General features: G+C 61.9%; 24 protein-coding genes. 5 read left to right on the forward strand and 19 right to left on the reverse strand.

Features of this window, described 5'->3' with window-relative positions; genetic code table 11:
* The first annotated feature begins 11 nt into the window (after positions 1-11).
* From J0W34_RS12860 to tal, 5 genes are all read left to right on the forward strand, one after another.
* Positions 12-707, forward strand: coding sequence for a TIGR04283 family arsenosugar biosynthesis glycosyltransferase (locus J0W34_RS12860; RefSeq protein ID WP_230969050.1), 696 nt, complete (start codon positions 12-14; stop codon positions 705-707).
* Positions 704-1,336, forward strand: coding sequence for a TIGR04282 family arsenosugar biosynthesis glycosyltransferase (locus J0W34_RS12865; protein WP_230969051.1), 633 nt, complete (start codon positions 704-706; stop codon positions 1,334-1,336). Before J0W34_RS12860 ends, J0W34_RS12865 begins: the two co-directional genes overlap by 4 nt.
* A complete protein-coding gene (locus J0W34_RS12870; RefSeq protein WP_230969052.1) occupies positions 1,333-2,052 on the forward strand; it encodes a DUF3047 domain-containing protein in 720 nt (239 codons plus the stop codon). Before J0W34_RS12865 ends, J0W34_RS12870 begins: the two co-directional genes overlap by 4 nt.
* Complete coding sequence (locus J0W34_RS12875; protein WP_230969053.1) at positions 2,049-3,140, forward strand: FAD-dependent oxidoreductase; 1,092 nt, start codon at positions 2,049-2,051, stop codon at positions 3,138-3,140. The genes J0W34_RS12870 and J0W34_RS12875 overlap by 4 nt, the downstream gene beginning before the upstream one ends.
* 83 nt (positions 3,141-3,223) lie before the next feature.
* The gene (gene tal / locus J0W34_RS12880) at positions 3,224-4,306 is read left to right on the forward strand and encodes a transaldolase (protein WP_230969054.1); all 1,083 of its coding nucleotides are present in this window, start codon (positions 3,224-3,226) and stop codon (positions 4,304-4,306) included.
* 160 nt (positions 4,307-4,466) lie between these two features.
* Here the strand turns inward: tal and J0W34_RS12885 are convergent, their stop codons facing one another.
* From J0W34_RS12885 to motA, 19 genes are all read right to left on the reverse strand, one after another.
* The gene (locus J0W34_RS12885; RefSeq protein WP_230969055.1) at positions 4,467-5,264 is read right to left on the reverse strand and encodes a fatty acid desaturase; all 798 of its coding nucleotides are present in this window, start codon (positions 5,262-5,264) and stop codon (positions 4,467-4,469) included.
* Between the two features lie 253 nt (positions 5,265-5,517).
* Positions 5,518-5,883, reverse strand: a complete 366-nt coding sequence (locus J0W34_RS12890) for a DUF3135 domain-containing protein (protein WP_227814113.1) — start codon at positions 5,881-5,883, stop codon at positions 5,518-5,520.
* Between the two features lie 149 nt (positions 5,884-6,032).
* Entirely contained in the window at positions 6,033-7,949 is a 1,917-nt protein-coding gene (locus tag J0W34_RS12895) for a chemotaxis protein CheA (protein ID WP_227814112.1), read from the reverse strand.
* A 67-nt stretch (positions 7,950-8,016) separates the two neighbouring features.
* A complete protein-coding gene (cheZ, locus tag J0W34_RS12900; RefSeq protein ID WP_227814111.1) occupies positions 8,017-9,105 on the reverse strand; it encodes a protein phosphatase CheZ in 1,089 nt (362 codons plus the stop codon).
* A gap of 29 nt (positions 9,106-9,134) precedes the next feature.
* Positions 9,135-9,536, reverse strand: coding sequence for a chemotaxis response regulator CheY (cheY, locus tag J0W34_RS12905; protein WP_227814110.1), 402 nt, complete (start codon positions 9,534-9,536; stop codon positions 9,135-9,137).
* 37 nt (positions 9,537-9,573) lie between these two features.
* Positions 9,574-10,527, reverse strand: a complete 954-nt coding sequence (locus J0W34_RS12910) for a chemotaxis protein (RefSeq protein ID WP_227814109.1) — start codon at positions 10,525-10,527, stop codon at positions 9,574-9,576.
* Between the two features lie 44 nt (positions 10,528-10,571).
* Positions 10,572-11,540: a chemotaxis protein gene (locus J0W34_RS12915; RefSeq protein WP_227814108.1), complete on the reverse strand. Its 969-nt coding sequence runs from the start codon at positions 11,538-11,540 to the stop codon at positions 10,572-10,574.
* 93 nt (positions 11,541-11,633) lie between these two features.
* Complete coding sequence (locus J0W34_RS12920; RefSeq protein WP_227814107.1) at positions 11,634-13,313, reverse strand: methyl-accepting chemotaxis protein; 1,680 nt, start codon at positions 13,311-13,313, stop codon at positions 11,634-11,636.
* Positions 13,314-13,535: 222 nt separating this feature from the next.
* On the reverse strand, positions 13,536-13,835 hold the full coding sequence (locus J0W34_RS12925) for an STAS domain-containing protein (RefSeq protein WP_230969056.1): 300 nt from the start codon (positions 13,833-13,835) through the stop codon (positions 13,536-13,538).
* A 33-nt stretch (positions 13,836-13,868) separates the two neighbouring features.
* Entirely contained in the window at positions 13,869-14,954 is a 1,086-nt protein-coding gene (locus J0W34_RS12930) for a protein-glutamate methylesterase/protein-glutamine glutaminase (protein WP_227814105.1), read from the reverse strand.
* 10 nt (positions 14,955-14,964) lie between these two features.
* Positions 14,965-15,585 carry a chemoreceptor glutamine deamidase CheD gene (cheD, locus tag J0W34_RS12935; protein ID WP_227814104.1) on the reverse strand — a complete coding sequence of 207 codons (621 nt, stop codon included), beginning with the start codon at positions 15,583-15,585 and terminating at the stop codon, positions 14,965-14,967.
* The gene (locus J0W34_RS12940; RefSeq protein WP_230969057.1) at positions 15,575-16,429 is read right to left on the reverse strand and encodes a CheR family methyltransferase; all 855 of its coding nucleotides are present in this window, start codon (positions 16,427-16,429) and stop codon (positions 15,575-15,577) included. Before J0W34_RS12940 ends, cheD begins: the two co-directional genes overlap by 11 nt.
* 38 nt (positions 16,430-16,467) lie before the next feature.
* Positions 16,468-18,345, reverse strand: a complete 1,878-nt coding sequence (locus J0W34_RS22280; RefSeq protein WP_331001519.1) for a methyl-accepting chemotaxis protein — start codon at positions 18,343-18,345, stop codon at positions 16,468-16,470.
* Positions 18,346-18,428: 83 nt separating this feature from the next.
* Positions 18,429-18,944, reverse strand: a complete 516-nt coding sequence (locus tag J0W34_RS12955) for a chemotaxis protein CheW (protein ID WP_227814102.1) — start codon at positions 18,942-18,944, stop codon at positions 18,429-18,431.
* A gap of 95 nt (positions 18,945-19,039) precedes the next feature.
* Entirely contained in the window at positions 19,040-21,352 is a 2,313-nt protein-coding gene (locus J0W34_RS12960; protein WP_230969058.1) for a chemotaxis protein CheW, read from the reverse strand.
* A gap of 49 nt (positions 21,353-21,401) precedes the next feature.
* Entirely contained in the window at positions 21,402-21,767 is a 366-nt protein-coding gene (locus tag J0W34_RS12965) for a response regulator (RefSeq protein WP_227814100.1), read from the reverse strand.
* A 29-nt stretch (positions 21,768-21,796) separates the two neighbouring features.
* Positions 21,797-22,990: a methyl-accepting chemotaxis protein gene (locus J0W34_RS22285; RefSeq protein ID WP_331001520.1), complete on the reverse strand. Its 1,194-nt coding sequence runs from the start codon at positions 22,988-22,990 to the stop codon at positions 21,797-21,799.
* 120 nt (positions 22,991-23,110) lie between these two features.
* Positions 23,111-24,205, reverse strand: coding sequence for a flagellar motor protein MotB (gene motB / locus J0W34_RS12975; RefSeq protein WP_230969059.1), 1,095 nt, complete (start codon positions 24,203-24,205; stop codon positions 23,111-23,113).
* Positions 24,206-24,230: 25 nt separating this feature from the next.
* Positions 24,231-25,085 carry a flagellar motor stator protein MotA gene (gene motA / locus J0W34_RS12980; protein WP_230969060.1) on the reverse strand — a complete coding sequence of 285 codons (855 nt, stop codon included), beginning with the start codon at positions 25,083-25,085 and terminating at the stop codon, positions 24,231-24,233.
* Positions 25,086-25,131: the final 46 nt, after the last annotated feature.

A 25,131-nucleotide genomic window follows, 5' to 3' on the forward strand; every position in this document is an offset into this window, starting at 1 on the left:
GCAGAAGCACCATGCAACCGAGCCGCCCCACCGTCTCCATCATCATGCCCGTGCTCAACGAAGCAGAAACGATCGCCGAAGCGCTCGTTCCCCTGCAGACGCTTCGCGCCCATGGCGCCGAAGTGATCGTGGTCGATGGTGGCAGTTGTGATGCCACCCTGGCCCAGGCCAGAGCGGGCTGCGATCTGGCCATCAGTGCCCCGCGCGGCCGCGCCTGTCAGATGAATGCAGGTGCCCTGCATGCGCGAGCCGACATTCTGCTCTTTCTCCACGCGGACACCCGCCTGCCCGAGGCCGCGATTCCCAGCATTCGCTACGCGCTCGGCCTGGGCGAAACCTGGGGGCGCTTCGATGTGCGCATCACCGGGGCGCATCGCATGCTGCGTGTCGTGGCACAGATGATGAACTGGCGCTCACGTCTGACCGGCATTGCCACCGGCGACCAGGCCATCTTCTGCAAGCGCGATGCGTTTCGATCCGTGGGCGGTTATCCGGAGCAGCCCCTCATGGAAGACATCGCGCTGAGCCGCGCCCTCAAACGCATTACCCGTCCGGTCTGTCTCGATCGCCGCGTCGTCACGTCCGGGCGCCGATGGGAGAAACACGGGGTCTGGAAGACCATTGCCCTGATGTGGCGACTCAGGGCGGCCTACGCCCTGGGGGCCGATCCGGTCTCGCTGGCCCGTCAGTACGGGTACGGCCCATGACCCGACGAGACGTCCAGATTGCGGTCTTTGCCAAGCCGCCGGTAGCGGGCCGCGCCAAGACCCGTTTGATTCCGGCCCTCGGGCCGGAGGGCGCAGCACAACTGCATGCCACACTGGTGGCCCGCACCCTGGAGATGGCGGTCGCTGCAGACATCGGACCGGTCACCTTGTGGTGTGCCGACGATACCGGGCACCCCTTGTTCGACCACCTGGCCACGCGACTTGGCCTCGAACGTCGCCAACAACGCGGCAGTGACCTGGGCGAGCGCATGTTCCATGCCTTCGAACACCACTGCCCGGCCGGCCCGCTGATTCTGATCGGGACCGACTGTCCGGCGCTCGAAGGCAAGACACTGGCCCAAGCCGCCCAGACCCTCAGGACACACGACGCTGTCTTCGTGCCTGCCGAAGACGGCGGCTACGTGCTCACGGGCTTTAACCGACCTGAAAGATCGGCGTTCCAGAATGTGCCCTGGGGCGGTTCCGAAGTCATGGCGACTACCCGGCGCCAGCTGCAGCGAGCCGCCGTCCGCTGGGCGGAACTCGACGCCCACTGGGATCTCGACCGACCTGAAGACCTGCCGCGTTTTCTCGCACTGAACCAAGCCAAACTCCCGCTCACCACATGATCGCTCAAAGACTTTTTCCGATTGCACTGCTGAGTGCGTCCTTGGCCTGCGCCGCCACCAGCCAGCCGCCCTCATGGTCCGGCACTCCACCCGGTGCGCCACCGGCCGGCTGGGTGCACACCCAGATCAACAAGGACGAGCCGGCCACCGAGTTCTCGGTGGTCCGGGATGGCGATGAGTCAGTCCTTCAGGCGGCCTCTCGGGACAGCGCCTCGAGTCTCGTCCACACCCTCAATGCACCGGTGTCGCCCGACCAGCAGCTGGCGTGGCGGTGGAAGGTCTCGAACGCCGTTCCGGGCTCGTCGATGGAATCAAAAGGCACCGACGACTACGCGGCCCGGCTGTATGTGTTCTTCGACTACGACGAGAGCAAGCTGTCGCTCAGACAGCGGGCGCGGATGGATCTGGCGCGCACCTTCTGGGGGGCCGAGCTGCCCACCGCGGCCTTGTGCTATGTCTGGGGTACAGAGGACGCGGTCGGGCGGATTGGTCCCAATCCCTACACGGACCGGGTCAGGATGATCGTGCTGCAACAGGGCGATGTCCGCGCCGGTCAATGGGTCACCGAGACACGAGATCTGGCCGCGGACTTCAAGGCGGCATTCGGCGAAGATGCCCCTCCGGTGACCGGAATCGCACTCGGTGCCGACACCGACAATACCGACGGGGCCGTGCAGGCACGATTTGCCGACATCCGCTTCGAGCCCAGGCCGTGAAACGGCTGGTTCTGCTCGGGGGCGGCCACGCCCATGTGCACGTGCTCGACGCACTGGCAAACACCCCGCTCGACGACGTCGAAGTCACGCTCATCACCCCGTATCGACGCCAGATCTACTCGGGCATGTTGCCGGGCTGGATCGCCGGCCACTATCAGCTCGATCAATGCGCGATCGACCTGACCCGGTTGAGTGACCGTGCCGGTTGTCGCTTCGTGCAGACGCGGGCTGTGGGCCTCGACCTCAACGGCTGCAGTGTGCTGTGCGAAGACGGCACGCTGGCATCCTTCGATTGGCTGTCCATCGACGTCGGGCCGGTGACGGCACACCAGAGCATCGACGGCGCGTCATCCCACGCCCTGCAGGTCCGCCCCATCGAGGAGTTCATCGGCGGCATCAACCACCTGCTGCCGCTGCTGCAGGACAAGCCAACAAACCCGATCGCCATCGTCGGCGCCGGCGCCGCCGGCGTCGAACTGGCATTTGCCCTGCGCCATCGGTTCAGCGCCACGCCCATTGCCCTGATCGGCAGCGACGCGCTGCCGCTCGACGGCCTCCCGCCCCTGCTTCGCCGCCGGACATTGAAACTGCTGCGCAACCAGCAGATCAAGTGGATCGGCGAGCGCCGCGCGCAGCGCGTCACCGGCAACGGCGTCGAGCTGAACGACGGCTCCACAGTCAGTGCCGCTCACGTGCTGCAGGTCACCGGTGCAGCCGCCCAATCGTGGCCAGCAACCGCAGGACTGGCCACCGACGAACGGGGTTTCATCCAGGTCAACGAAAGCCTGCAGTCACGCTCCCACCCGCATGTGTTCGCGGCAGGCGATATTGCCGCCTACCATGACCCACGGCCCAAGTCCGGGGTCTTTGCCGTACGTGCCGGACCGCCACTGGCGGAAAACCTTCGCGCCGCCATGGCCGGCAAGCCGCTTGTGCCATGGACGCCTCAACGCCGCGCACTGTATTTGATCAGCACCGGCGATCATCACGCCATGGCGGCCTGGGGGCCCTTCGGCTGGTGGGGCAACTGGGTGTGGCGCTGGAAAGACCGTATCGACCGCCATTTCATGGCCCGATTCGGGGCCTGACTGACCCAGATCAAACGACTGACCTACGGTTGAAACCGAAAACCGGGCACAATGGTCGCTTTCCATTGCACAACCCGTTTGCCATGAATCGTCTGCTTGAAGTCCGCAAGCTGGGCCAACAAATCTGGCTCGACAACCTGTCCCGTAGCCTCCTGCGCGAAGGCCATCTGGCGCGCCTCGTGCGCGAGGATGGCGTCGCCGGCGTCACCACCAACCCGGCCATCTTTGAAAAGGCCATTGCGGGCGGCAAGTATTACGAAGACGATCTGGCCGAACTCAAGCAGCAGAACCTGACGGCCGAACAGCGCTACGAAGCGCTGGTCATCCCCGATGTGCAGGCCGCCTGCGACGAACTGCTCGATACCTGGACCGAATCCGGCGGTGACGCCGGCTACGTGAGCCTGGAAGTCTCGCCCGATCTGGCCCATGACGAAGACGGCACCGTGGCGGCGGCACACCGCCTGCATGCGGCCGTCCATCGCCGCAACCTGCTGATCAAGATCCCGGCCACCGCGGCTGGCGTGCGTGCCATCGAGCGGGTCATTGCCGACGGCATCAGCGTGAACGTGACGCTGATGTTCTCGCTGGCGCATGTTCAGTCGGTTGCCGACGCCTACGTGGCCGGTCTTAAGAAACGTGCCGATGCCGGCCAGGACATCTCGGGCATCTACTCGGTTGCCAGCGTGTTCCTGTCCCGTGTCGACACCACGGTGGACAATGCGCTCGATGCCATCGGCACACCGGAGGCCCTTGCCCTGCGCGGTCGCAGTGCAGTGGCCATGGCCAAGCGGGCGTACCAGATGTATTGCGAGCGCTACGATGAGGACGCGGCCTTTTCAGCACTGCGCGACAAGGGCGCACGCCCCCAGTACATGCTCTGGGCCAGCACCGGCACGAAAAACCCCGATTACAGCGACCTGCTCTACGTCGAGCCGGTCATGGGTCCCGACACCATCAACACCGTGCCCGACGCCACCCTTGAAGCGCTGATCGATCACGGTCAGGTCGCGGCACGGCTGGATGAAGATCTCGACGCGGCTGTCGCCCAGTACGAAGCCCTGGCCTGCTACCGGATCGACATGACCGAGGTCGGCGAAAGCCTGCAAGCGGCCGGCGTCAAGCAGTTCGAAGAGGCGTTCGCCAAGCTGCTGGCCGTGACGGCCTGACGACCACCACGCCGGAACGAAAAACGCCACCGATGTCGGTGGCGTTTTTTTATGGCACGCGCTGAGCATTCGGCGTCCGTGACTTGGACCGGGAGCACGTTCAGCCCGTGAGTCATTAATCGCATGGTCGCGACCAGAAGACGCACGTTCGCAGCAATTTTCAGAAAACCTGCTTGAGCGGCATGTTGTCGATTGTGCCATCGAGACGCGTGGCAAGAACACGCAGCTTGCAGGTCGGCACCGCCGGAAACAGGTGATGCTCCACGTGGAAAAACATGTTGTAGGTGAGCATGGCCTTGAGCTTGCCGCGAACCGTCCTTGCCTGCAACGGATGATCGTCACAATCGTGATGGACCGTCCAGACCGCAAAGAAAGCCGTCAGGCACTGCCCTGCGCCCATGGCAAGCACGTGATGCTCGAGCCACGACACATCAAGCAGCACAAAGACCAGCCCGACGACGAGCACATTCAGCAGCAGTTCCGCAGTGATCCACGCCCGCTGCCGTCCGTCGCCCACCTCCATCGCCTTGAGGTGCAACATGAAGGGAAAGACGGGGCCGACGAGAATGGCTTTCCACCAGGGCAGTCTTGCACTCATGGCCTCCACATCTTCCGCCGTCATGCAGTACCGATGATGGCGCAAGTGATTGATCTGCACCGCGTGCATGGATCCGAGCATCAGCACGCTGAGGCAGAGCATGCCCCAGTGGGTGGCGCGACGACTGATTCCGAGTGCGTAGTGAAACGCGTTGTGAACCTGACGCAGCCCGGTGAGGAAGAACATGAAAGAGCAGCCGAGCGCCAGCGGATACCACGCATGGTCGGCAGCGACCCAGGAGGCGAGCAGCCATGGAAGCGACAGCAGCAGTTCGTGCGCCACTTCGAGCCGGCTCAGGGCCGTGAGATCACGCCACTGAACCGTCCCGACAAGGTGTGTCCTGAGTGCTCGTCCTTGCATTGTCGCCTGCTATCCCGCTGTCGTTGCACCGGATCACGTGTCTGACCACGGCGCGATCACTATCCGCCCGCGCGGCCTGGGCAACCAGGCCGCCTCGGGGATCAGCAGCGAATGTATGCACCCAGATGGCGTATGTCAAAGTCCTGAACGTCGGGGCCGGATCATCTCATCGGGCGATCGGCAACGCACCGCCCAAGGCGCGCTGCGATGGTCAATGACGGGGTGAAACAGGTGGGGCGCCGGATGCCTGTCCTTACTCGTCCTCTGTCTTGCGGCGAACGTCAATCGGCTTCAGGTCGGGCGTGTGGGCATACAGATCGACCAGATGCGCGTTGAGATGCTCCATCTCTCGCGCCGCCTGCTTGAGTGCGACGAAACGGGAGGTCATGGCTTCGAGCCGATCGGACATCATCTCCATCATTTCGCGCGTCGCCCGCATGGGCGATCCGGCATTGGCCCGAATCATGTCGATCTCGCCCTGAAACTCGCGCAGGCTCGCCTGCTCTTCTTCAGGGAAACTGTCGATCACGCTGTTGATATAACGCTCACGGGCCCGGAAATAGGCCTGAGGGCTGCGTCTGGCCAGATTGGCCCAAGCGTCGAAGTCGAAATCTGACATGTTGGGGTGCCTTCAAAATCTCTTGTTCTGGTCGGATCATACGAGCGTTTAATGGTTCGCACGTAACAACCATGTCACACAAAAGAACACGCCCCGGTCAGGTCGTCAAGACCTGCGGGGCGTGCGAGGAGACACCTTTGAGCGCTGAATCAGGCAGCCAGCAGCGGCCTTTTGATCAGTTCAGCGCGTGGCACACCGTGCCGTTCGTTGGGGCTACCGAGCAGTTCCTTCATGTCGAGGATCAGCACGATCTGTCCGTTGGAGAGCGTTGTCACACCGGCGACACCGTTCGGCCGGAAGTCGTCGAGCGACTTGATCACCGCATCCTCCCGACCCGCGAAGCTGTCGATGGCCAGGATGAAGCTCTGCTCGGCGGTCTGCATGAGCACGCCGTATTCCGGTTGTGCGTCCTGCGGCCAGCCGAGCAGGTTGGCCAGCGGGAGGATCGGCAAGACCTCGCCGCGCACCACCATGGTGGCGCGCCCGCCCACTTCCTGAACCTCTTCGGCCTCGATCGGCAGGATTTCGCGCACCATCGACAGGGGCACAGCCAGCGGCTGGTCGCCGAGGCGGACCAGCAGCACCGGCAGAATCGCCAGCGTCAGCGGCAGGCTGATGACGAAGCTGGTGCCCTGCCCCTGGGTCGATTTGATGTCGATGGCACCGTTGAGCTTCTGGATGTTGGTTCGCACCACATCCATGCCCACACCGCGACCCGACACGTCGGAGATCTGACCTGCGGTCGAGAAGCCCGGGAGGAACACCAGGTTGTAGCTCTGGCGCTCGTCCATGGTGTTGGCTTCCTCATCGGTGATGAGGCCCTTGGACACGGCCGATGCGCGCAGCTTCTCGGCGTTCATGCCACGACCGTCGTCCGCCACCATGATGATGATGTGGTCGCCTTCCTGACGGGCCGTGAGCTTGAGAATCGATTTGGTCGGCTTGCCGTTGGCCTTGCGCTCGTCCTTGCCTTCCACGCCATGATCCACCGCGTTGCGGATGAGGTGGATGATGGGGTCGGAGAGATCCTCGATCATGGTCTTGTCGATCTCGGTCTCTTCACCTTCGAGCACCAGCTCCACATCCTTGCCCAGGTTGCGGGCCAGGTCGCGGGCAATACGCGGGTATTTCTGGAACAGACGACCGATCGGCTGCATGCGGGTCTTCATGACCGCGTTCTGTAGATCGGACACCAGCAGGTCGAGCTGGCTGACCGCCACGTCGAGCGCATGCAGGGTGTCGTTGTCGTTGTCACCGTTGAGAATCTGGCTGCGCAGCGCGTTCAGCCGGTTCTTGGTCAGCCCGATTTCACCGGACAGATTCAGCACCTGGTCCAGACGGGTCGTATCGACGCGGATGGAGTTGTCGCGCTGCTTTTCGCCTTCGCGCCGTCCGCTCGGGCCACTGTAGCCCGGCTTGTCGCTGGCGCGTCGGCCCACCGCGGCCTTGATGATCTGCTCGGGCGGCTCCTTGGGCTGAGCCGGAGGCGCTTCAACGACCGGCGCCGGCGCTGGCTTGGCTGCACTGGCAGCGGGTGCGGTGGTGGCGGGCACGCCCGTCACTGCCGAATGCAGCTGATCCCAGTTCGGCCCGCCCTCGCTCGCGGCAGAGGCAGCGGCCGCAGGAGCAGCAGGCGCCTCGGCGGCCGGGGCGTCTTCATCGGCACCGTCCAGCTCACCGGCCAGGGCGCGACGCAGACTGTCGATCAGGCCTTCATCCGCTGCCGGGGGCTGCTGACCACCTTCGAGATAGCCGAACATGTCGCGTACCGAGCCGGTCGCCGAGAGGATGGCATCCATGATCTCGGGATTGACCTTCAGTTCGCCATTGCGCAGCTTGTCGAAGAGGTTCTCGGTCAGATGGCACAGTTCCACCAGATTGGTGGCATTCAGAAAACCGGCGCCGCCCTTGATGGTATGAAACCCGCGGAAAATCTCGTTGAGCAGACCGACGTCGTCGGGCGCCCGCTCAAGATCGACGAGCTTGTTATCCACATCGGACAACAGGTCGCCTGCCTCGACGAGAAAGTCCTGCAGGAGGTCTTCCATTCCAGCGAAATCACTCATTGTTCTCGCTCCGCTATGACACCGCCCGCAGCACACATGCGCCGGGGCGTTTCAGATTCTTGTTGTTTCAGAAACCCAGTGACTCGAGCAGATCGTCGACCTGCTCCTGACTGGTGACCACGTCGTCCCGGCCTTCGGACTGCACCACCGGCCCGTTCATGAGGCCTTCGTCGCCCGTCACCTTCTTGGCCGGCTTCTTGTCCTCGGGCGCGGTTTCGATCAGCACACCCAGCAGCTGGCCTTCGACCATCTGCGCCATTTCGACCACGCGCTTGATCACCTGCCCGGTCAGATCCTGGAAATCCTGCGCCATCATGATTTCGGTCAGCTGGGCATTGGTGCCCCGGCTGTCCTCGATGGTGGCACCCAGAAAGTCCCGGGTCTTTTCGGCCAGCGACTTGAACTCGTCCGCCGACAGCTGATTGTTGAATACCTTGTCCCACTGGCTCTTCAGATCGACAGCGCCATTCTCGATGCGGTCCTGCATCGGCTTGGCGATATCGGTCGCGTTGAGCACCTTGCTGGCCGCCTGTTCCGTCATCTGCGCGATGTAGTTGAGGCGTTGGCGGGCGTCTGGCATCACCTCGGCGGCATCTTGCAGCGCCTGGTCATATCCCAGTTCGGAGAGGGCGTCGTGCACCTTGCGCGTCATCTGACCGATCTTCTGATAGACGATGTCACAGCTGTGCTCGGGCGAGAGGCCGGCCGCCATGGCCTCCTCCATCAACGATCCGGCGGTGGCGTCCGCGGCGAGCGCTTCGACAGGCACGCTGTCGGCCGCCGGTGCGACATCTTGATGGGCGGATTCCTGGACCACGGAGTCAAACAGCGACTGCAATTCATCGGAATCGCCACCGTTGTCAGGCACGGATGCGGCCGGCTTGGCTGCGGGCGCAGGCGCCGCGGCAGCGGGCTCGGGTTCCGGTGCAGCTTCCGCTGCGACAGCCTCGACCGACACGTCATCGGTTTCGAATTCATCGGCCACCGCATCGAAGAGCGACTGCAGCTCGTCCGAATCGTTGCCGGTGCTTGCCTTGGGCTCGACCACCTCGAGCTTGGGTTTTTCCTCTTCCGGCGGACTGCCTGCAATACTGTCGAACAGCGCCTGAAGGTCCGCGGAGTCTCCGGCGTCGTCGAAATTCACGCGTTTTGTCATTTTGTCGGCCTCCTCTCAGTGCGTGGCCATCAGGCGGCCGCCTGCTTCCCCATCTTCTCGAAGATCTTCTCCAGTTTTTCGGAGAGGGTCGCGGCAGTGAAAGGCTTGACGATGTAACCGCTGGCACCGGCCTGGGCGGCAGCGATGATGTTTTCCTTCTTCGCCTCGGCCGTAATCATCAGCACCGGAAGGTCCTTCAGATTCGGTGTCTTGCGAATGGTCTGCAGCAGCGTCAGGCCATCCATGTTCGGCATGTTCCAGTCGGTCACGACAAAATCGAAACCTCCGCTGCCGAGCTTTTGTAGTGCGACCACACCATCCTCGGCTTCATCCACATTGGTGAAGCCCAGCTCCTTAAGCAGGTTGCGCACGATACGGCGCATGGTGGAAAAGTCATCGACGACGAGAAATTTCATGTTGGGATCTGCCATAGTTTTCTCCGGTGTATGTCCTTGCGCCCGATACCGCTCACCGGCCTCGCAGCAAGAGCGGACGCAGTGTGTCCGCGAGGTTGTCTGCATCGAATTTGGCCACGTAGGCATCGACGCCGACGCGCTTGCCCATGGCCCGGTTTGCTTCGGAAGACAGCGACGAGTGCATCACCACTGGGATGCCTTCAAAGCGTGAGTCTTCCTTGATGTTCTTGGTCAGCACGTAGCCGTCCATCTCCGGCATTTCGGCATCGACCAGGATGAGGTCCACCTCGTCCTTGAGCGGTCGGCCGCTGGCCTGGGAGTGCTTGGCCATGCCTTCGAGACGGGTCCAGGCCTCGAAGCCGTTCTGTGCGTGCTTGTGCTTGACGTCCAGCTTGTCGAGCACTTCAGCGATTTTCTTGCGCGCCACGGCCGAGTCATCGACGAAGAACACATTCACGTCGTGCTCTGCGCCCAGCGGCGAAATGTTGCCGATGATGGCCTCGCCGAAGGTGTTGGCCAGAATCGTCTCCACATCGAGGATCGACACCAGCGTGCCGTCCGCCAGTTCGGTAATGGCCGTGATGTAGCTCTGGGTGCCGGTGGACACGTTGTCCGGCGTGCGGACCTTGTCCCACTCGACACGGATGATGCGATCGACCTCATCGACCAGAAAGCCCAGCGTGCGCTTGCTGTACTCGGTCACCATCATCGACTGCCCGAGGCCGCCATCCGGCCGACGCAGCCCGAGTACCTTCGAGAGCTCAAGCACGGGAATCACGTTGCCGCGCAGCGAGATCAGGCCTTCCACGCCATTGGGCATGTTCGGTGCCTTGGTGATGAACGGGGTCTTGGAGACCTCGCGGACCTTGAACACATTGATGCCGAAGGTCTCACCGGTACCGAGCGAAAACAGCAGGATCTCCATTCGATTGGAGCCGGCCAGCGTGGTACGGGCATCGACGGCGTCGAGCAGGTTCTTTTCGGCCTGATCGAGCACTGAACTCATTTTTTTTGTCGCCACTTCACTCATGGTCTGAATTCCCTCGCTTCTCAGGCTGCCGCAGCGTCTTCGTCGTGCTTGCTGAGCAGACGTCGCAGGGTCGCGGACAGACGCTGGGGTTCGAATTTCGGTACGTACTCATCCACGCCCACCGACAGGCCCAGCTGCTGGTTCGACATCCCCGACAGCGAGGAATGCATGAGCACCGGGATACCCTCGAAGCGCGGATCCGACTTCACCTTCTTGGTCAGGATGTAGCCGTCCATCTCGGGCATCTCGATATCCGTCAGGATGACCCGCACGAACTCCTTGACCTTGCGGCCCTGGCTGTCGGCCACGTGAGCAATCTTGGTCAGCTCGTCCCAGGCGACGCGGCCATTGACGCAGGCCACACCACGTGCGCCCAGCACATTCAGCGTGCGCTCGATCTGGTTGCGGGCCACGGACGAATCGTCTGCATACAGCACGGTGACATCCGGCTCTTCGAGCGGCTGGATGCCTTTGAACATGAGCTCGTCGTCGTAGCCAGAGGTCTCGGAGAGCACCTTCTCCACGTCGAGCATCATCACCAGTTCGTTGTTCGGCAGTTCGGTGACGGCGGTAACCAGGCCGCCCATCTTGGCGACCAGCATGTCGGGAGGCACCCGCATCTGGGACCAGTCGAGCCGGAGGATGGTGTCCACCGCCTCGACCAGGAAGCCCTGGGTGTGACCGTTGTATTCGGTGACGATCATGATGTCGCGGGACGTCCCGGTGCCGATGCCGGTGTATTTGGCCAGATCGACCACGGGCACCAACGCACCGCGCAGACTCACCATACCCTCGACCGAGGACGGCATTTCCGGCGCGGCGGTGATCTGCGGCGTACGCATCACCTCGCGCACCTTGAACACATTGATGCCGAAGGTCTCCCGGCGACCGGTCCGGCTATCCTCGCCGAGCGAGAAAAGCAGGATCTCCAGCTTGTTGGTCCCCGCCAGGCGGGTCCGTGCATCAATGTTTTTCAGCAAATCCGACATCTTGTTCTCTCCGGTGGCGGGGCCTGAATCAGGTTCAGGCCGCGCTCGCTCTTGCTTGTCTAGAGCTATCTACGGCAGGGTTCCGACGATCCTTTAGGCGCGATAACCGATGCGAACACCACCCCAATGGCGGCCATTCACATAAACCGGAGAAGACACGTCATGCATGATCTCCCCGGTGTCGCGACGATAGGTCTGGATCAGGAACTGCAGTTCGTGGGCACCGCATTGCTTGCCCACAGGGTCATCAAAAATCCGTTTGGTCCGGTTGCCGGCCATGTCTTTCTCATAGTCGCCCGTGAGCGGCTGGCAGAACGCCTTGTTGTGGGTCGGCACATAGCCACGGGTATCGCAGCCAATGGCGTAGACAATGGCAGGATCTTCCCTGAGCAATGCTTCCTGGATGGTCGGGAAGAGATCGTCCGTGAGCTTGTCGAACTTGGTCGAAAACTTCTGCGGCTTGGTGTTGCCGATCGGCTGGTAATTGCGGTCGAACAGTGAAGCCTCGTCGATTCGACCGCTGGCAATGGCTTTCTCCAGTACCTCGCCCACCAGCTTGGCGCCACGCACCGCCGCCTCGGGAATGCGTCCATGTGCCTTCATGGCGGCCTCACCGGCCTGCCCCAGGCGGAACACGTTGCTGATCTCGTGCAGGTTTGCTGCCAGCGACTCGAGACGCTTGGCCTCTTTCTGCGTACTGGCGGCCCCGTCCGTGTTGCGCTCGGTCATGGAGATGATCTCGCGCACGTTGGTGACCACCCCGTCGGCTTCGCGACTTTGCTGGTTGATCGACGTGGCAATGGCGTCGACCTTCTCCATCGTCTCGGTGGCGCCCTGATTGATCTGCTCGAGCGCGCCGGCCGCCTGGCGAGCCAGTTCAGCCCCGGAGCGAGCCTGCTCCGAGCCGGCTTCGATGGAGCCGATGGCCGTCCGCGTCTCTTCCTGAATGGCCTCGATCATGGTGCTGATCTCGGTAGTGGCCGTGGAGGTGCGCTCGGCGAGCTTGCGCACTTCGTCCGCCACCACGGCAAAACCGCGACCCTGCTCGCCCGCACGGGCTGCTTCGATCGCCGCATTGAGTGCCAGCAGGTTGGTCTGGTCGGCGATCTCGCGAATCACCTTGACGATGCCGCTGATGGCCTCGGAGCGCTCACCCAGGGCACTGATCACCTGTGCCGACTGCTCAACCGAGCGAGCAATGCGCTCGATCTCTTCGGAGGCGCTGATGACGATCTTGCCGCCTTCGAGGGACAGCTCGCGGGCCTGTTGGGCATTGCGGGCGGTCTGGCTGGCATGCTCGGCCACGGCATTGACGCCGGCGGTCATTTCTTCAATGGCGCGGGCCATGCTCTCGGAAGCACCGCGCTGCGTCTGGGACCCTTCAGCCACCATGTCGGCATGCGCAGACATCTGGTCGGCCGATTCGGCCACCCGGTTGGCATCGAAGATCACTTTGCCGATGATGCCCTGGAAGCTGCCGATCAAGTCGTTGAAGCGCTCACCGCAGTCGCCGACCGGGCCTGAACCGAGGCTCACCCGATGGGACAGGTCGCCCTGCTTGTACATGCGAACGAACGCATCCGTGAGTTGACGAAGCGGTTCGCCGACACGCGATTTGAATAGCACGCCCAGCACACCCGCAACAACCGCACCGACCACGACATGGCCGGCGATCAAGGTCACCGACACATCCGCCCCACTTACTGCAGAGACCGCAACCCCTAACGTTGCGATCAAGGCACAGGTCAGCACCCACACCAGAGTCATACCCATTGTCTTTCCTCCACCATTCAGCGTTTTCGGCGCCTTTATGTTGTGAAATAGCAGGCACCGTTAAGCCGGATTACGGTCCGATTCACCGTTTCTTTAGGATGAAGTGGCGGGAAATTTGAGGCTATATCGTTGAATTAGCGTGAATTGAATGGCCATAAAAAACGCCTGTTCCAAATTGGTACAGGCGTTTTTTCGCCCCCTGCGGGGCCGCGCTTACCCGATTCAGTTGATCGAGAAAAGCTTGCCGAAATTTGCGATTTCGAGCACCTGACGCACGCTACCCCGTGCATTGACCAGGCGGACCTCACGACTGGAGCTCTTGGCCTTGTCACGCAGCATCAGCAACATGCCCAGCGCGGAACTATCGAGGTAGGCGACCTCGCCCAGGTCGACGTCGACACGCCCCTGCTGCTGCAGCGCGCGGTCAACACCTTCGCGAAACTCGCGATGGGCATTGAAATCGAAGCGGCCGCCCAGCTTGAGCACGGCACACCCTTCTCCCTTGTTCACCGATACATCCATGGTTACACCTCCTAAAGTGCCGAAAAATTGTTCCTAAGCGCCCACCTGCCGGCCAGCGGCTCCGCCACGCGACAACTCGCGGCAGATCCGGCTCGCCACATCGGGCAGTGGCGCAACATCGACCGCGCCGCCAATGCTCACGGCCTCGCGTGGCATGCCATACACCACGCAGGTTTCTTCGTTCTGGGCCACCGTCCAGGAGCCGGCCTTGCGCATGGCCAGCATGCCCCGCGCACCGTCTTTACCCATACCGGTCAGCAGCGCACCGACCGCCGCCGGCCCGACCAGCCTTGCCACACTGTCGAACAGGACATCCACTGCCGGGCGATGACGATTGACCGGATCGGCCTTGGAAAGCTCGCAGTACCAGTGGCTACCGCGCTTGGCCAGCAACAGGTGCGAGTGGCCCGGGGCCAGATACGCGTGCCCGGGAAGGATACGCTCGCCATGCTCCGCTTCTTTTACGTTGATAGCACACAAACTGTCCAGTCGTTTCGCGAATGAGCCGGTAAACATCTCGGGCATGTGTTGCACCATCAGCACGGGCGGACACTGCGCAGGAAATTGCGAAATGACCCGGCGGATCGCCTCGGTCCCGCCGGTTGACGCACCAATGCAGATCAGTCGCTCGCTGACCACCCGCGGTGGCAGGTCCGGCAGCCGCGACGTATCGGAGGCGGCCGACTTGCCCTGGCTCGTGGCCAGACGCGGTCGCCCCACCCGGGCCCGATATGCCGTCCGAATCTTATCAACAATTTCAGCCGTTGACGCTGCCAAAGCGTCCGGGTCGGTGGCACGCGGTTTCATCACGAAATCGACTGCACCCAGTTCAAGGGCGCGAATTGTTGCGTCGGAGCCGGCCGCCGTCAATGTGGAGATCATCACCACCGGCATCGGTCGAAGACGCATGATCTTTTCGAGGAAATCGAGCCCGTCCATTTTGGGCATCTCGATATCCAGGGTGAGCACGTCCGGATTCGTTTCCTTGATCAACTCCCGGGCGACATAGGGGTCCGGCGCCAGACCGACCACGACCATGTCCGACTGAGCCTCGACCACGCTCTTGAGCATGGATCGCATCAGTGCCGAATCGTCGCAGATCAGTACCTTGATAGTCATCCCCGCGCCCTCAGCCGAAGAGTTCGATATCACCGGAGACCGGCTCAGCCGTGAGGCGATCCGCGTATTCGCGCTCGCGCTCGATCACGGTGTTGTTGCGGGTATGCATCATCTTCTTGAGCATGACGCGCCCGTCTTTGGGGAAATAGTAGACCTTGCGCGGATACACATCGAGCAGGTCCTCTGCCACCACCGGAATGCGCTCGTTCTGGAGATACTCCCTCACGAACGCCACATTGCGCTTGCCGACATCACTGCCGGCCAGCGAGGCCATCACGCGGCCGCCGCCGAAGATTTTCGCCTCCAGACGCTCGCGCCGTGCCCCGCTCTTGAGCAGGTGGTTGATCAGCACTTCCATGGCATAAGCACCATAACGGGCCGATGGCGAGAAAGTGTCGTCCTTGGTACCGGTGTCGGGGAGCATGAAATGATTCATGCCACCGACGCCCAGCTTTCGATCGCGGATACAGGCGGAGACGCATGAGCCCAGCACCGTCACCAGCACCATGTCGGTTTCGGAGACGAAATACTCACCCGGCAACACCTTGACCGCGTCGCTATCGAATGTGCGATCGAAGTAGCGATTGGTCGCCAGATGCTCGGCGTAGGCTGGATCGTGACTAACGGGCATCGGAGAGCTCATACACGGTACGTCCCAACGAGCGGAACACGTCTGCCGCATGCAGGAAACTCTCCGAATGACCGGCGAACATCAAGCCCTCTTTGCGCAGCAAAGGTGCGAAACGCTTGAGGATCTGATACTGCGTCGGCTTGTCGAAGTAGATCATGACGTTGCGGCAGAAAATGTAGTCCAGAGGCCCCTGGATGGGGTATCGGGCATCGAGCAGGTTGATCCGGCGGAAGCGCAGCAGTTCCTGCAGCTCGGGCCGGATGCGGACCTGGCCCGCCTGGGCGCCCGTGCCCTTGAGGAAGTACTTGCGTACCCGCTCGGGCGACAGGCGCTCGACACGGTCTTCACGAAACACACCGGCTTCAGCCTGGGCCAGCACATTGGTATCAATGTCGCTGGCCAGGATCTGCACCGGCGGCGTCAGGCTATTGAAGGCTTCGCATGCCGTGATCGCCAGCGAGTACGGCTCCTCCCCGGTGGAGGCCGCCGTGCACCAGATCTTGATCGGTCGATTGACCTTGGCCGCCTTGAGTTTCTCGGCCAGGATCTCGAAATGATGCGGCTCGCGGAAGAACGACGTGAGGTTGGTCGTCAGCGAATTGGTGAAGGTTTCCCATTCAGCATGATCGTTGTCGAGCAGCTTCAGGTAGCCGGAGAAGGTCTTTTCGCCGACCGCCCGCAGGCGGCGAGCCAGTCGGCTATAGACCATGTCTTTCTTGGCCGGCGACAGCGAGATGCCTGCATGCTTGTAGATCAGCTGGCGGACCTTCTCGAAGTCGTCGGCGGTAAAGTGAAACTCCCGGTCATTGATGGCGGGGCCCGAAGGCACGCGACTCACATCCATGTTGTCAGCTCTCCTGTCACGCACCGTGCTTGTCATGCTTAGAACTCTTCCCACTCGTCAGACGAGCTGCTCGCGGCACGCTTGACCTTGGGCACCGGCGCACCGCGCTCCTGACGGGCCGTGCGGGCCGGCAGGCGGGACACCTTGGCTGAGGCGCGTGCGGCCGGCGCTGCGAAACCACCCGCGTCGTCCTCGTCACCGCCCAGGCGGAACATGGCCACCGTCTGTGCCAGGGTGCTGGCCTGATCCTGGAGGGATTCGGCGGCAGCGGCAGCCTCCTCGACCAGCGCGGCGTTCTGCTGGGTCACTTCGTCCATCTGAGTGATGGCGATATTGACCTGTTCGATACCGCTGGACTGCTCGACCGAAGCGTTGGCGATCTCGGCCATGATCTCGGTGACCTTGCGCACCGAGGACACCACCTGATCCATGGTGTCACCAGCCTTGTTGACCAGTTCGGACCCGGAGTTGACCTTATCGACAGAGTCGGAGATCAGTTCCTTGATTTCCTTGGCGGCCGAGGCACTGCGCTGCGCGAGGTTGCGCACTTCGGAGGCCACCACCGCGAAACCGCGACCCTGCTCGCCGGCACGCGCGGCTTCCACCGCAGCGTTCAGCGCCAGGATGTTGGTCTGGAAAGCGATGCCGTCGATGACACCGATGATGTCGGCAATCTTCTTGGACGACTCGGAGATCTTGCTCATGGTGTCGACCACCTGGCTCACCACGTCGCCACCCTTGGTCGCCACATCGGAAGCACCGGCCGCCAGTTCGTTGGCCTGCTTGGCGTTCTCGGTGTTCTGACGCACGGTTGAGGTCAGCTCTTCCATCGAAGAGGCGGTCTCTTCCAGGCTGGACGCCTGGTTCTCGGTGCGGCCGGACAAATCGGCGTTACCCTGGGCGATCTCCTGCGAGGCGGTGCTGATGGCGCCAGTGGCTTCCTTCACACGGCCCACCACGTCGACCATGATGTCGACCAGTGAATTGACGCCGGCGCACAGGGCCTCGATAGAGCCATCCTTGCCGTCGAGCGGCACGCGTTGGGTCAGGTCGCCTTCCTGGGCAGCCGCGACCACGACGCCCGTCTGGGCAACCGCTTCTTCCATGGCCCGGGCGGCACGCACCTGGGCGGTCACGTCGGTAGCATATTTCACCACCTTGAAGGGCTTGCCGTTCATGTCCATGATCGGGTTGTAGCTGGCCTGAATCCAGATCTCTTCACCCGTCTTGGTCACACGCATGTATTGCCCGGCATCGTATTCGCCGCGCCCCAGCTTTTCCCAGAACGCGCGGTACTCGGCGCTCTTGCGGTGATCGGGATCGACAAAGATGCTGTGGTGCTTGCCGCGCACTTCATCCAGGGTGTAGCCGACGGCATTCAGGAAATTGTCGTTGGCGTAGCGAATGGTGCCGTCAAGTTCGAATTCGATGACGGCCTGTGCCTTGCTGATGGCCGCGAGTTGGCCTTCGAAATCAGCGAACTTGAGCTTCTGCTCCGAAATGTCCGTGGCCCACTTGACCACGCGAACAACCTTGCCGTCATGGTCGAAGATGGGGTTGTAGCTGGCCTGGATCCAGATCTCCTTGCCGCCCTTGCCGATCCGCTTGTACTGGCGGGCATCGAATTCGCCGCGAGCCAGTTTGGCCCAAAACGCGACATAGTCCGGCGAACTGGCCTCGACCGGATCGACAAACATCCGGTGATGCTGGCCCTTGATTTCGTCAAGGCGATACCCGAGGGCATTCAGGAAGTTGTCGTTGGCCGTGATGATGGTGCCGTTGGGCTCGAACTCGATCATGGCCTGAGAGCGGCTGATCGCCTCGGTCAGCGACTTGAGATATTCAAGCTCCGCCGACGTCGACTTGTTTTTGGCCACTGCCACCGAATCCGATGCCTTGTTTTCGCTATCGCTCATTTTGAACTCCTTGTTCTGTCTCCCTGGCAGGACGTTTGCCCAGGGTCAATGATGTTGAGATACTCGGTTTATTGACGCCGGGACTACTGAATCGGTGCGTCGGTCAGGCCCATCTGCGGGCTGAGCAACAGGCGCTCGATGTCGATCAGGATCAGCATGCGTTCGTCTGCGGTGCCGATGCCCTTGATGTGATCGCTCTCCATGGCCGAGCTGAACTGCGGTGCCGGCTTGATCTGCTCGGAATCGAGCATGATCACGTCCGAGACGCTGTCGACCACGATGCCGATGACACGCTCACCCACACTGAGGATGATCACCACGGTGAATTCACTGTAGGTGACTTCCTCGAGCTTGAACTTGATGCGCAGATCGACGATCGGCACGATGGTGCCGCGCAGATTGATCACACCCTTGATGTACGGGGGGGTATTCGCGATTCGCGTGACCGCGTCGTATCCCCGGATTTCCTGCACACGCAGGATATCGATGGCGTATTCCTCTTCACCGAGGGTGAAGGTCAGGAATTCCTGCGCACCGACGCTTTCCTCCGCGCCTTCGACCCGCGCGACTGAATTCGACGCGTTCAATTGTTGCAACATGGTCACGCTCCTTTTGTCCTTCCGTTTGTTGCTCGCTGCGCTATCTTTATCGGCAGCAAATCAACATCTTTAGCTTATTTAACATTTTTTTCGTTTCAAGCCGCGAGACTGACCGGCTCCTGGGCCAGGGCGATCACGCCGCCAACGTCGATGATCAGCGCCACCGTGCCGTCACCCATGATGGTGGCACCCGAGATGCCCTGAACACGGCGGAAGTTGGCGTCCAGGCTCTTGATGACTACCTGGTGCTGACCGAGCAGCGAATCGACGAACAGGGCCGCCTTGTGGCCACTGGCCTCGACCACGATCATCAAACCCTTCATCAGATCGGTCTGGGCTTCGGTACAACCGAACACTTCATGCATGCGAATCACCGGCAGGTACTCGCCGCGCACCTGAATGACATGCCCCATGCCTGAGAGCGTCCGGATCTGAGCCGTTTCAGGCTGCAGGGATTCGACGATGTAGTTCAGCGGCAGCACGTAGGTTTCACCCCCGACCTCCACCGACATGCCATCGAGGATCGCCAGGGTCAGCGGCAGGCGCACGGTCATGCGCGTGCCGATACCGGTCATCGATTCGATCTCGACACTGCCACCCATCTCGGCAATGTTCCGCTTGACCACGTCCATGCCCACACCGCGACCAGACACGTCGGTCACCTTGTCGGCGGTGGAGAAGCCCGGTTCGAAGATCAGCTGCCAGACCTCGTTGTCGCTCATGGCGTCGGAGACCGGCAGACCGCGCTCCTTGGCCTTGGACAGGATCTTGTCGCGGTTGAGGCCGGCGCCATCGTCGCCCACCTCGATAATGATGTAGCCGCTCTGATGAGAGGCATTGAGCGTGATCGTGCCCTGCTCCGACTTGCCCGCCTCGCGACGACGCTCCGGGCTCTCGATACCGTGATCGAGACTGTTGCGGATCAGGTGGGTCAGCGGATCGGTGATGCGCTCGATCAGGCCCTTGTCCAGTTCGGTGCTCTCGCCGCTGACCTTCAGCTCGACCTGCTTGTTGAGCTTGCGGGAAACGTCGCGCACCACGCGCGGGAAGCGGGAGAAGACCACGGAGATCGGCATCATGCGGATGGACATGACCGATTCCTGAAGATCGCGGGTGTTGCGCTCAAGCTGGCCCAGGCCCGCCATGAGGCGTTCGAACACCACCGGATCGATATCGCTGGCCGACTGCTGCAGCATGGCCTGAGTGATCACCAGCTCGCCCACCAGGTTGATCATCTGATCGACCTTCTCGACGCTGACGCGGATGGAGCTGTCGCCACCACCCTTGCCACCGGCACGGGCCGGCGCGGCATCGGTCGACTTGGCCGCCAGTTTGGGTTTGGCCACTGCGGCGGCTTCGACGCCCTCGGGCTCACTGACCGCGGTCAATGACACGGGCTCGGACTGGGCAGCAGGCACCGCAACGGGCTGGAAGAAGCCGAAAGAACCGTCTTTGGCGTCGGCTTGCACTTCGGGGGCCTGCGGCGCTTCGGCACTTGCATCCTGCGCTTGAGGCACCTCGAACAGACCGAAGCCTTCCTCCTCGACAGCAGGAGCGACTGCTTCTGTCGGCGCAGGCTTGTCGTCGTCGGCAAAGAAACCGAAGCCTTCATCGGTTTCGGCAACCGCGGCGTCGGCGGCCGGGGCCTCATCGCCAAAGAAGCCATAGGCGTCGTCGGCGGATGCCGCTGGCGCTGCCGAATCGACCGGAAGGATCTCTTCGGCCAGATCGACTTCCATGGAATCGGTCACCGCCACGAAGCCGATGATGCCGGCCACGTCAGCAGGATCGGCCTCGGTGGCCAGGCGCAAATGCCAGCGATCGCCGACATTGGCCGGTTCGGTCACGTCAAGACGGCCCTTGCCACGCAGTTCATCCATCATCGCGTCGATGATCGAGCGATCCTTCTGAGCCCCACCATCGAGCACAAAGCTGATCTCGAGCACCGGTGTGGCGACCGTCGCGACGGGCGCCGATGTCACAGGCACTGCAGCGACCGGACTGAGCGCAAGCGCTTCCTCACCTTCGCACAAGGCTTCGAGGCGGGCGGAAACCTGTGCCGCAGCTTCTCGATCGGCTTCGTCCTCACCCCTGTGGGCACCCAGCAGGTTGCGCAACACGTCACCGGCCGACAGGCAGGCATCGACCATGTCGGAGGTCAGTGCCATCTCGTTCTTGCGGACCTTGTCCAGCATCGTTTCCATGACGTGCGTCACTTCCGTCATGTCATGGAACCCGAAGGTGCCGCTCGAGCCCTTGATGGAGTGCGCTGCACGGAAAATGGCGTTGAGGTCTTCGGGGTCAGGCGCATCGATGTCGACCGCCACGAGCAGGGACTCCATGTCCGCAAGATGCTCGTCCGTCTCTTCGAAAAAGACCTGGTAAAACTGGCTCATGTCGATCGTCATGCCTGACTCCTGGGCGCCGTCGTACTTATTGATATGAATGCTTAGCGGCTTAGCCGATCACCTTCTTGACCACTTCGATCAATTTGTTCGGATCAAACGGCTTGACCAGCCAGCCGGTGGCACCGGCGGTGCGCCCCTGGGACTTCATGGCATCGGACGACTCGGTGGTGAGCATGAGGATGGGCACGCTGCGATAGCTGGGCATGCCGCGCAGGGACTTGATGAGCGTCAGCCCGTCCATGCGCGGCATGTTCTGGTCCGTCAGCACGAGGTTGAAGGCGCGGCCCTTGGCCTTGTCGAGGCCTTCCTGGCCATCGGCCGCTTCAATCACGTCGTAACCGGCGCTCTTGAGGGTGAATGACACCATCTGGCGGATGGAGGCAGAGTCATCAACTGCGAGAACGGTCTTGCCCATGTTGGTCTTCCTTGTTTGGTTTGCGTGTCTCAGAACAATTCGATATCGCCGCTATCGACGCTATCGGCCTGCTTGACCGGGTTGGTTTCGCCGAATGCAGCGAGTTCGTCGAGCTTGTGGGCCACCTGGCTCAGGCGCTCGGTCAGGTTTTCGAGGGTGTGATCGTTGTGCGGTCGCGAGGCTTCTCGCGCGATCTCGCCAACGTCCTTGACGGCTTCGCGCATGCGCGTGATGCGCTGCCCGGTGTGGCCGATCAACTGGGAAACGAGATCCTGGAACTGCAGCGCCGTCACCGCGCGCCCCACTTCCCGATCAACGATGTTGGCCTGGGAAGACAGCTCGCCAATGGCGTTCGCACGGTCGGTATTGAGTTTTTCGATCGAGCCCAGCACGGTTTCGACCTGATGCTTCGATTCCAGGGCAAAGTTCATGTCCTGGGAGGCCATGCGCTCGATGGCCGATTCGGTGTCCTTCACCGCCACCAGCATGGTGCCCATGGTCTTGGAAATCTGTTCGCTGAACTGGGTGGTGCGCATGGACAGATCGCGCACTTCATCGGCCACCACGGCAAACCCGCGTCCGGCCTCACCCGCCCGCGCTGCCTCGATGGCCGCGTTCAGAGCCAGCAGGTTGGTCTGCTTGGCGATACTGCCGATCTCGTCGAGGATGCCTTCGACTTCATAGGCGCGACGGGCGATGTCGTCGGTCAGCTCCACCAGCTCCATGCCCAGCTTGCTGTTGCCGATGACGCTATCGACGATTTTCTGCATGGTGGCGGAGGTCGCCGTCACGAATTCGTCGAAATCCACCCCGTTGCCGTCGCCTTTGGACATGATCGACATGGCGATTTCCCGCTGCCGGCCGGTCGAGCTGTTCATTCCGTTGAAGCTGCCCAGCAGCTCCTCGATGGCGTCCGAGAGCACCGAGAGGGCACGATTCGACTCTCCCTCGATGAATTCGAACTGGGTATTGAATTCGCGCACACACTCGCCAAACGCGTTGTCGAACTCGCTCTGATGCACGGGCGTGACGCGAATTGCTTCGGATGCGGGCGCGCTCTCGGTCTTGTTGCCGAACCAGAGCACGACAGCCCATCCCAGCGCGGTGGCCCCGGCAGCAAGAAACACCTGCCCACTCAGCCCTGGCGCCACAGACATGGCGCCGCCCACGATTGCGGTCCAGAAGGCACCACCAATGAGCTTTTTGACGGGTGTATTGAACATTGAACGAAGTTCTCTTGTGTGATTCCGATTGATACTTCTGGGCGATATAACGTCAATTACGACCTTGACTTTAGAGCGACAAAGAACGTAAGGAAGTTCGGCAGCACTACCCTTACGGAATTACCTTTGCGAAGGCATCACGATGCGGGGTTTGAGCGGTTCACCCGTACCACGGGAGCGCTCTGGCGGCATCGGCAGAACAGGCTCGGCAGCAGGCGCCAGTGAGGGCGCGATCGACGGTCGCAGGCCATCGCGAATCTGAGTGGCGCTGATCGGCTGTTGCTGACCGACCTGAACGTTTCGTGGGGCCCCGATCAGGCCTTCCTCCGTGCGTTTGTTGAGCACGATGATGCTGATGCGACGATTGGTCGGATCAAGCGGATCGTCGGGTTTGAGCGGAATCATGTCGGCCAGACCGACCACACGAATCACCTTGCCATCGTCGAGCCCGCCGGCCACCATTTCCCGCCGCGAGGCATTCGCACGATCGGCAGACAGCTCCCAGTTGGAGAAGCCCCGATCGCCGCCCGCGTACTGGCTCGCGTCAGTATGGCCCGAGAGACTGATCCGGTTATCAACGCTGTTGAGCGCCCGACCGATCGACTGCAGCAACTCCTTGGTGTAGGGCTGCAGACGCGCACTGGCCGAGGCAAACATGGGCCGGTTCTTTTCATCCACGATCTGGATGCGAAGCCCTTCGGTGGTCATGTCCATGAGCAACTGCTCGCGCATGGATCGCAAGGTGGAACTGGCTTCGATCAGCGCTTCGATCTGACCTTTCAGGTCGATCAGTTGGGCGCGCTCGCGCTGCTCGAACTCGCCATTGGATTCCACCACCACGGCGTCGGTCGACTTGGACTGATCCGCCGGATCGCGCGCCGCATCCAGGTTGATGCTCTTGCGCCCCTCGACATCGCCGCGCTTGACCTGCCCCACCGAGCGGGTGAGGTCTTCCCCGCCCCCCTTGATGATGCTGGAACTGTCACCCGAGCCGGAGCCGCCTTCCATTGAAACCTTGAGGGGATTCTGGAAAAACTCGGCGATGCCTTCCATATCGCCCTGGGCCGTCGAGCCGAGCAGCCACATGAGCAGGAAGAAGGCCATCATGGCGGTCACGAAGTCGGCGTAGGCGATCTTCCACGCCCCCCCGTGAGCGCCACCGCCGCCCTTCTTGATCTTCTTGACGACAATGGGTTGTTGGGTATCGTCACTCATGGTTACGTCCCGTCAGCCTCGCGCATCAACCCTTGCGACTCTTGACGTCTTCCTCCAGCTCGAGGAAGGTCGGACGATCACCGGAGAACAGCACCTTGCGGCCGAATTCGATGGCCACCTGCGGCGCGTAGCCGTTCATGCTGGCCAGCAGAACCACTTTCATGACCTCGTAGATCTTGCCGCTCTCCTCCACCTTCTGTTCCATCTGGCCGGCGATCGGCGCGACGAAACCGTAGGAGACGAGAATACCGAGGAAGGTACCGACCAGCGCACCACCGATCATCTTGCCGAGCACGGCCGGCGGCTGGCCCACCGAACCCATCACGTTCACCACGCCCATCACCGCCACCACGATACCGAAGGCAGGAACGGAGTCCGCGACCTTCGAGACCACATGTGCCGGGCCGTGAGCCTCCACATGGTGGGTCTCGATCTCCATGTCCATGAGGTTTTCAATCTCGAAGGCATTGAGGTTGCCGCCCACCATCATCCGCAGGTAGTCCGTGAGGAATTCACAGGCATGGTGGTCATGCAGGAAGTTGGGGTACTTGGAAAAGATGGCGCTGGCTTCCGCGTTTTCGATGTCCGCTTCGATGGACATCAGGCCTTCCTTTCGTACCTTCGAGAGAATCTCGTACATGAGCGCCAGAGCGTCCATGTAGTACTGCTTGTTATAGGGCGAGCCCTTGAGGACGCCGGGGAGTGCCGCGACCGTCCCCTTGATCGCCTTGATGCCGTTGCCCGCCACGAACCCCCCGATCATCAGCCCGACAATGGCGACGTATTCGGTCGGCACCCACAGGGCGGCCAGGGAGCCGTGCACCGCGTAGGTGCCCAGCGAAGCTGCAAGTACGATCACGTATCCGATGATGAGAAACATCGCCACAACCCTTGTTCTTCTGATCGATCAGGCGGTCGGTAGACCC

Origin of the sequence: Nitrogeniibacter aestuarii (genome assembly GCF_017309585.1) — a bacterium.
GTDB lineage: Bacteria > Pseudomonadota > Gammaproteobacteria > Burkholderiales > Rhodocyclaceae > Nitrogeniibacter > Nitrogeniibacter aestuarii.

Bases quoted from the DNA above. Each gene is read 5' to 3' on its own strand.
- J0W34_RS12885 (WP_230969055.1), bottom strand. From the start codon at position 5,264: ATGCAAGGACGAGCACTCAGGACACACCTTGTCGGGACGGTTCAGTGG.
- J0W34_RS12915 (WP_227814108.1), bottom strand. From the start codon at position 11,540: ATGTCGGATTTGCTGAAAAACATTGATGCACGGACCCGCCTGGCGGGG.
- J0W34_RS12925 (WP_230969056.1), bottom strand. From the start codon at position 13,835: ATGGATGTATCGGTGAACAAGGGAGAAGGGTGTGCCGTGCTCAAGCTG.
- J0W34_RS12960 (WP_230969058.1), bottom strand. From the start codon at position 21,352: ATGACGATCGACATGAGCCAGTTTTACCAGGTCTTTTTCGAAGAGACG.
- J0W34_RS12890 (WP_227814113.1), bottom strand. From the start codon at position 5,883: ATGTCAGATTTCGACTTCGACGCTTGGGCCAATCTGGCCAGACGCAGC.
- J0W34_RS12895 (WP_227814112.1), bottom strand. From the start codon at position 7,949: ATGAGTGATTTCGCTGGAATGGAAGACCTCCTGCAGGACTTTCTCGTC.
- cheD (WP_227814104.1), bottom strand. From the start codon at position 15,585: ATGCCCGTTAGTCACGATCCAGCCTACGCCGAGCATCTGGCGACCAAT.
- J0W34_RS22285 (WP_331001520.1), bottom strand. From the start codon at position 22,990: ATGTTCAATACACCCGTCAAAAAGCTCATTGGTGGTGCCTTCTGGACC.
- J0W34_RS22280 (WP_331001519.1), bottom strand. From the start codon at position 18,345: ATGAGCGATAGCGAAAACAAGGCATCGGATTCGGTGGCAGTGGCCAAA.
- J0W34_RS12965 (WP_227814100.1), bottom strand. From the start codon at position 21,767: ATGGGCAAGACCGTTCTCGCAGTTGATGACTCTGCCTCCATCCGCCAG.
- J0W34_RS12870 (WP_230969052.1), top strand. From the start codon at position 1,333: ATGATCGCTCAAAGACTTTTTCCGATTGCACTGCTGAGTGCGTCCTTG.
- J0W34_RS12920 (WP_227814107.1), bottom strand. From the start codon at position 13,313: ATGGGTATGACTCTGGTGTGGGTGCTGACCTGTGCCTTGATCGCAACG.
- motA (WP_230969060.1), bottom strand. From the start codon at position 25,085: ATGTTTCTCATCATCGGATACGTGATCGTACTTGCAGCTTCGCTGGGC.
- J0W34_RS12860 (WP_230969050.1), top strand. From the start codon at position 12: ATGCAACCGAGCCGCCCCACCGTCTCCATCATCATGCCCGTGCTCAAC.
- J0W34_RS12910 (WP_227814109.1), bottom strand. From the start codon at position 10,527: ATGAGTTCAGTGCTCGATCAGGCCGAAAAGAACCTGCTCGACGCCGTC.
- cheZ (WP_227814111.1), bottom strand. From the start codon at position 9,105: ATGACAAAACGCGTGAATTTCGACGACGCCGGAGACTCCGCGGACCTT.
- J0W34_RS12930 (WP_227814105.1), bottom strand. From the start codon at position 14,954: ATGACTATCAAGGTACTGATCTGCGACGATTCGGCACTGATGCGATCC.
- J0W34_RS12955 (WP_227814102.1), bottom strand. From the start codon at position 18,944: ATGTTGCAACAATTGAACGCGTCGAATTCAGTCGCGCGGGTCGAAGGC.
- tal (WP_230969054.1), top strand. From the start codon at position 3,224: ATGAATCGTCTGCTTGAAGTCCGCAAGCTGGGCCAACAAATCTGGCTC.
- cheY (WP_227814110.1), bottom strand. From the start codon at position 9,536: ATGGCAGATCCCAACATGAAATTTCTCGTCGTCGATGACTTTTCCACC.
- motB (WP_230969059.1), bottom strand. From the start codon at position 24,205: ATGAGTGACGATACCCAACAACCCATTGTCGTCAAGAAGATCAAGAAG.
- J0W34_RS12940 (WP_230969057.1), bottom strand. From the start codon at position 16,429: ATGGATGTGAGTCGCGTGCCTTCGGGCCCCGCCATCAATGACCGGGAG.
- J0W34_RS12865 (WP_230969051.1), top strand. From the start codon at position 704: ATGACCCGACGAGACGTCCAGATTGCGGTCTTTGCCAAGCCGCCGGTA.